The organism is Variovorax sp. GW823-FHT04B03 (assembly GCF_058796495.1).
In genome coordinates, this window is sequence record NZ_JBXAIT010000007.1 from 463,139 (window position 1) to 469,286 (window position 6,148).

Annotated in this window: 5 protein-coding genes; 1 reads left to right on the forward strand and 4 read right to left on the reverse strand. The window is 69.0% G+C overall.

What is annotated here, in order from left to right; all coding sequences use genetic code 11:
• Positions 1 to 19: 19 nt before the first annotated feature.
• The 4 genes from AC1RAD_RS28960 to AC1RAD_RS28975 form a co-directional block, all read right to left on the reverse strand.
• Positions 20 to 922, reverse strand: a complete 903-nt coding sequence (locus AC1RAD_RS28960) for an AAA family ATPase (RefSeq protein ID WP_095744327.1) — start codon at positions 920 to 922, stop codon at positions 20 to 22.
• Positions 923 to 986: 64 nt separating this feature from the next.
• Positions 987 to 1,778 (reverse strand): FAD binding domain-containing protein, encoded by a 792-nt coding sequence (locus AC1RAD_RS28965; protein WP_159274620.1) that lies wholly within the window; start codon positions 1,776 to 1,778, stop codon positions 987 to 989.
• A 34-nt stretch (positions 1,779 to 1,812) separates the two neighbouring features.
• Positions 1,813 to 4,197 (reverse strand): xanthine dehydrogenase family protein molybdopterin-binding subunit, encoded by a 2,385-nt coding sequence (locus AC1RAD_RS28970; protein WP_492738549.1) that lies wholly within the window; start codon positions 4,195 to 4,197, stop codon positions 1,813 to 1,815.
• A gap of 10 nt (positions 4,198 to 4,207) precedes the next feature.
• On the reverse strand, positions 4,208 to 4,714 hold the full coding sequence (locus tag AC1RAD_RS28975) for a (2Fe-2S)-binding protein (protein ID WP_492738550.1): 507 nt from the start codon (positions 4,712 to 4,714) through the stop codon (positions 4,208 to 4,210).
• Positions 4,715 to 4,901: 187 nt separating this feature from the next.
• Here AC1RAD_RS28975 and AC1RAD_RS28980 point away from each other — a divergent pair, with 187 nt between their 5' ends.
• Positions 4,902 to 6,050 carry a helix-turn-helix domain-containing protein gene (locus tag AC1RAD_RS28980; RefSeq protein ID WP_492738561.1) on the forward strand — a complete coding sequence of 383 codons (1,149 nt, stop codon included), beginning with the start codon at positions 4,902 to 4,904 and terminating at the stop codon, positions 6,048 to 6,050.
• Positions 6,051 to 6,148 lie beyond the last annotated feature (98 nt).

Consider the following 6,148-nt stretch of genomic DNA (forward strand, 5'->3'; position numbering starts at 1 on the left):
GTAGGTGCCTCGGCCGCGCTCAGCTCGCGAGCGGTTCCTCGGGCCTCAGCAGGTCGGAGGCCAGCTCGTGCGTCAGCGCCGCCACGTCGTCGCGCTGCTTGAAAAGGATGCCTGCGGTGTCGACGACCACTTCGGGGTCGAGTTCGACGGTGTCGAGCGCGATGAGCGCCCTCGCCCACTCCACGCTTTCGGCGATGCCGGGCGCGCGCTGGAAGGCGTTGACGAACGGCGCCGAACGCAGCCGCGCGACAAAGGCCGCCACCTGCGCCGACAGCGCCTCGCCGGCCTGCGGCACCTGCGCCCGCACGATGGCGAGTTCGCGCTCGCGCTCGGGGTAGTCGAGCCAGTGGTAGAGGCAGCGCCGCTTCACGGCGTCGTTGAGTTCGCGCGTGCGGTTGCTGGTGAGCAAGGTGACCGGCGGCACCACGGCGCGCACGGTGCCCAGCTCGGGAATGCTGACCTGGTACTCGCCCAGGTACTCGAGCAGGAAGGCTTCGAAGGGCTCGTCGGCGCGGTCGACCTCGTCGATCAGCAGCACCGAGCCGGGGGCTGGCGTCTGCAGCGCCTGCAGCAGCGGGCGGCGGATCAGGTAGTGCGGCTGGTAGACCTCGGCCTCCACGTCGCGTGCCGCCCCGGTGGCTTCGGCCGCGCGCATGTGCAGCAGCTGCGCGGCGTAGTTCCATTCATAGAGCGCCTCGCGCTGCTCCATGCCGTCGTAGCACTGCAGGCGCAGCAACTCGCGGTTCAGGGCCGTCGACAGCGCCTTGGCCAGCTCGGTCTTGCCGACGCCGGGCTCGCCTTCGAGCAGCAGCGGGCGCTGCAGCTTGAGCGCGAGGAACACTGCAGTGGCCAGGCGGCGGTCGGCAAAGTAGCCGGCCTGCCGCAAGCCGTCGGAAAGGGCGTCGATGGTCGGGAAGATCATGGGCAAGCGTAGCGGAAGACGCGAGGGCGTCGCGCCTTCCGGTGGGCGACGGCGCCTGGCTGCTTCAGCCGAGTGCTTTGGTCACGGCGCGCTGCGTCAGCACGCTGATCAGGTTCGCGCGGTAGGCGGCCGAGGCATGCAGGTCGCTGTTGAGGTCGCTCGCGTCGATCTTCACGGCCGCGGCGGCCGCGGCGGTGAAGCTCTTGTTGAGCGCATCCTCGAGCCCGGCATGGCGGAACACGCCGTTGCCCGCGCCGGTGACGGCCACGCGCACGCCGCTGTCGTACTGCGCCAGGAAGATGCCGACCAGCGGGAAGTTCGAGGCCTTCTGGCGCAGCTTCTCGTACACCGCGCGCTTCGGAATCGGGAAGCGGATGGCGACGATCAGTTCGTCTTCTTCAAGTGCCGTGGTGAACAGGCCCTGGAAGAAGTCGTCGGCCGCAATCTCGCGCTTCGAGGTGACGATGGTCGCGCCCGAGGCCAGCACCGCGCTCGGGTAGCACGCCGCCGGGTCGTTGTTGGCCACCGAGCCGCCGACGGTGCCCATCGCGCGCACCTGCCGGTCGCCGATGCGCGACGCGAGGTCGGCCAGCGCGGGGTACGCGGCCTTCACGTCGGCATTGTTCGCCACGTCGAGGTGGCGCGACATGGCGCCGAGGGTGATCGCGCCGCCGTCCTTCTTGATGCCGGTGAGTTCCTTGATGCCGCCGAGGTCGACGAGCTGCTCGGGCGCCGAGAGCCGCAGCTTCATCGAGGCCAGCAGGGTCTGTCCGCCGGCCAGTGGCTTGCCGCCCGCGGCGATGAGCCGGGCCGCGTCCGCCACGCTGGCGGGCCGTTCGAGTGTGAAGGCATACATGGGGTGATTCCTTCTCTGTTCTTTCTTGTGTCGTTCAGGGCTTGGCGGCGGCTTGCATCGCTTCCCAGACGCGGCTGGACGAAGCGGGCATGTCGAAATCCTTGACGCCCAGCGGCGCCAGCGCGTCGAGCACGGCGTTGATGACCGCCGGCGGCGACCCGATGGCACCCGCCTCGCCGCAGCCCTTGGTGCCCAGCGGGTTGTGGGTGCAGGGGGTGCAGACGGTGTCGAGCTTGAACTGCGGGAAGTCGCCGGCGCGCGGCATGGCGTAGTCCATGAAGCTGCCGGTGAGCAGCTGGCCGGTTTCGTTGTCGTACACGCAGTTCTCGAGCAGTGCCTGGCCGATGCCCTGCACCAGCCCGCCGTGCACCTGGCCCTCGACGATCATCGGGTTGATGATGGTGCCGAAGTCGTCCACCGCGGTGAAGCGGTCGACCTTCACTTCGCCGGTCTCTTTGTCGATCTCGACCTCGCAGATGTAGGTGCCGCCCGGGAACGTGAAGTTGGTCGGGTCGTAGAAGGCGGTTTCGTTCAGGCCGGGCTCGAGCTTGTCGAGCGGGTAGTTGTGCGGCACGTAGGCCGTGAGCGCCACCTGGCCGAACGGGATCTTCTTGTCGGTGCCCTTGACCGTGAACTCGCCGTTGGCGAACTCGATGTCGGCGTCGCTCGCCTCCATCAGGTGCGCGGCGATCTTCTTGGCCTTGGTCTCGATCTTGTCGAGCGCCTTCATGATGGCCGCGCCGCCCACCGAGATGGAGCGCGAGCCGTAGGTGCCCATGCCGAAGGGCACGCGGCCGGTGTCGCCGTGCACCACGTCGACGTTCTCGACCGGAATGCCCAGGCGCGCGGCCACGACCTGCGCGAAGGTGGTTTCATGGCCTTGCCCGTGGCTGTGCGAGCCGGTGAACACCGTCACGCTGCCGGTCGGGTGCACGCGGATCTCGCCGCATTCGAACAGGCCCGCGCGCGCGCCGAGCGCCCCCGCGATGTTCGACGGCGCGATGCCGCAGGCCTCGATGTAGCTCGAATAGCCCATGCCGCGCAGCTTGCCCTTGGCTTCGGTCGCCGCCTTGCGCGCGGCGTAGCCGTCGACCTCGGCCAGCACCCGCGCCTTGTCCATGCAGGCATGGAAGTCGCCGGTGTCGTACTGCAGCGCCACGGGCGTCTGGTACGGGAAGCTGGTGATGAAGTTGCGCTTGCGGATCTCGTCCTGGCCCAAGTTCATTTCCCAGGCGCAGCGCGACACCAGGCGCTCCAGCAGGTAGGTGGCCTCGGGCCGCCCGGCCCCGCGGTACGCATCGACCGGCGAGGTGTTGGTGAACCAGGCATCGACCTCGACGTAGATCTGCGGCGTGGTGTACTGGCCCGCCAGCAGCGTGGCGTACAGGATGGTCGGCACTGCCGTCGAGAAGGTCGACAGGTAGGCGCCCAGGTTGGCGTCGGTGTGCACCCGCATGGCCAGGAACTTGCCGTCCTTGTCCATCGCCATCTCGGCGTGGCTCACGTGGTCGCGGCCGTGCGCATCGGACAGGAAGCACTCCGAGCGTTCCGCCGTCCACTTGATGTTGCGGTTGAGCTGCTTGGCGGCCCAGGTGAGGCACACGTCTTCGGCGTACAGGAAGATCTTGGAGCCGAAGCCGCCGCCCACGTCGGGCGCGATCACGCGCACCTTGTGCTCGGGCAGGCCCAGCACGAAGGCCGTCATCAGCAGGCGCTCGACGTGCGGGTTCTGGTTCGACACGTAGAGCGTGTAGTCGTCGGTGCCGCGGGCGTAGCTGCCGATGGCCACGCGCGGCTCGATCGGGTTGGGCACGAGCCGGTTGTTGACCAGGTCGAGCTGGGTGACGTGCGCGGCGGTGGCAAACACCGCATCGACCGCCGCCTTGTCGCCCAGCGCCCACTTGTAGCACTGGTTGTCAGGCGCTTCGTCGTGCAGGGTGACACCGCTGGCCTTCCTGGCGGCGTCGGCCACGCTCACCAGCGCGGGCAGCACGTCGTAGTCGACCACCACGGCCTCGGCCGCGTTCTTGGCCTGCTCGACCGTCTCGGCCACCACCATGGCCACGTGGTCGCCCACGTAGCGCACCTTGTTGATCGCCAGGATCGGGTGCATCGGCTCCTTCATCGGGGTGCCGTCGGGGTTGTTGATGAGCCAGCCGCAGGGCAGCCCGCCCATCTTTCCTTCGATGTCCTTGCCGCTGAAGATGCCGACCACGCCGGGCATCTTCGAGGCTTCGGCGATGTCGATGGACTTGATGACGGCATGCGCGTGCGGCGAGCGCACGAAGACCGCGTGGCTCTGGTTGGCCAGCGTGATGTCGTCGGTGTAGTTGCCCGCGCCGGTCAGGAAGCGGTAGTCTTCCTTGCGCCGCAATGCCTCGCCGATGTGCGGCAGGTTGGAGAAATCGGAAGCGCCCATGTCGCTCTCCTCAGGCCGTGACCGTGGTTTGCGGGGTCGGCACCGGATTGCCCGATGCCATGGCCTCGCCGCCCATCTTCACGGCCTTGACGATGTTCTGGTAGCCCGTGCACCGGCACAGGTTGCCCTCGAGCAGCTCGCGGATCTCCGATTCGCTCGATTTGGGGTGGTGGGTGCACAGGTCGATGGCGCTCATGACCATGCCCGGGGTGCAGAAACCGCACTGCAGGCCGTGGCATTCCTTGAAGGCCGCCTGCATGGGGTGCATGGTGCCGTCGGCGGCGGCCACGCCCTCGATGGTGGTGACGTCGGCGCCGGCCGCCTGCGCGACCAGGATGTTGCACGACTTGACTGCGCGGCCGTTCAGGTGGACCGTGCAGGCGCCGCACTGGGCGGTGTCGCAGCCGACGTGGGTTCCGGTGAGGTGGAGGTGCTCGCGGATCGCGTGCACAAGGAAGGTGTTGGGTGGGGCGTCGACCGTGACCGGCCGGCCGTTGACCTTGAAAGCGACCTGCATGTGGCTGTCTCCGTGAAAGGTGATGGCTGGTTCAGCGAGGCATCTTGGATGCCGCCCTTTCGCACTATCCTAGGCAAAAACCCTTGACACTTGCACAGAGCGCGGGAAATTCTCAAAATGAAACAGCTTGCCAACCGGCCGGCCCGCAAAAGCAGCCCTCCCCGCGCGAAGAAGAACTTTCACGATGATGTCCGCTTCCGCCGTCCCCCCTCCTGCTGAGCGCTCGCTGGCCATTGCGCAGGCGCGCCGCGAGCTGATCGACGGCGACGGCCCCCGTCCGCGCGGCAGCGTGCGGGTCGACCCGGGCATCACGCGCTCCTGGCAGCGCTGCCTGGAGGCCGGCCGCCGGCCCCAGCAGCGCGTGAGCTTCGAGCCCGTGAGCCGCACCGCCAGCCGCGAGGTCACGGAATGCAACCGGGCCCTGGTCACGGCGGCGCGTCCGGTGATCGAACGGCTCTCGCGCGCCATCGCCGACACCCGCTATTTCGCCATCCTGACCGACGCCCGCGGCATCGTGGTCGACGTGGGCACCTTGCCCGACGGCACCGACCCCGCCGCCCGCTATGCACGCGACATCGGGCGCATCGGCGTCGACCTGTCCGAAAGCGCCATCGGCACCAGCGCCATCGGCACGGCGCTGGCCGAGCAGGAATCGGTGTGGCTGCACCGGGGTGAACACTTCTTTGACGACACCAGTGTGTACAGCTGCGCCGGCGCCCCGCTCTTCGGGCCCCGGGGCGACTGCATCGGCATGCTCGACCTCACGGGCGTGCAGGTGGTCGAGCGGCCCGAGTTGCGCCACCTGGCCACGCTGTCGGCGCGCAGCATCGAGAACCTGCTGGTGCAGCGCGAACCCTGCGAGCTGCTGCTGCGCCTGCTCTGGCCCGGCTGCCCGAGCAGCGAGACCACCGAAGGCCTGCTGTGCATCGACGCCGCGGGCCACGTCACCGGCGCCAACGCGGCGGCGCGGCAGATGCTGCACCAGCCGCTGGTCTGCCATGCCGGCGGCCTGCATTTCAACGACCTGTTCGCGCTGCCGCTGCACATGATGTTCGACGCCGCCCGGCGCGGCGACGCCATGCTCGAGGTGCCGCTGTGGTCGGGCCTGCGGGTGCAGGTGCGGGCCCAGCGCGGCGGCAGCGAGCACGGCGGCGTGCCGGGCATGCCCGGCGACGCCACCGATGGCCGCCCCCGCCTGCGCGACGTGGAAGCCGCCCTGATCCGCAAGGCGGTGACCGACGCGCGCGGCAACGTGGCCGAGGCGGCGCGCACGCTGGGCATCAGCCGCGCCACGGTCTACCGCAAGCTCTGGCGCGGCCGGCCGGCGGGCGACTGACCTAGGGCCTGTTCACACTATTTCTGGCGTCGCGAAGGTCTGCCGCGGCGGGCCAATCAAGGCGCGCTCCTTGCGTGTGCATGCGCACACGCAAGGAG

Excerpts from the sequence above, each read along its gene's own strand:
- AC1RAD_RS28965 (WP_159274620.1), bottom strand. The coding sequence starts at position 1,778 with ATGTATGCCTTCACACTCGAACGGCCCGCCAGCGTGGCGGACGCGGCC.
- AC1RAD_RS28970 (WP_492738549.1), bottom strand. The coding sequence starts at position 4,197 with ATGGGCGCTTCCGATTTCTCCAACCTGCCGCACATCGGCGAGGCATTG.
- AC1RAD_RS28980 (WP_492738561.1), top strand. The coding sequence starts at position 4,902 with ATGTCCGCTTCCGCCGTCCCCCCTCCTGCTGAGCGCTCGCTGGCCATT.
- AC1RAD_RS28975 (WP_492738550.1), bottom strand. The coding sequence starts at position 4,714 with ATGCAGGTCGCTTTCAAGGTCAACGGCCGGCCGGTCACGGTCGACGCC.
- AC1RAD_RS28960 (WP_095744327.1), bottom strand. The coding sequence starts at position 922 with ATGATCTTCCCGACCATCGACGCCCTTTCCGACGGCTTGCGGCAGGCC.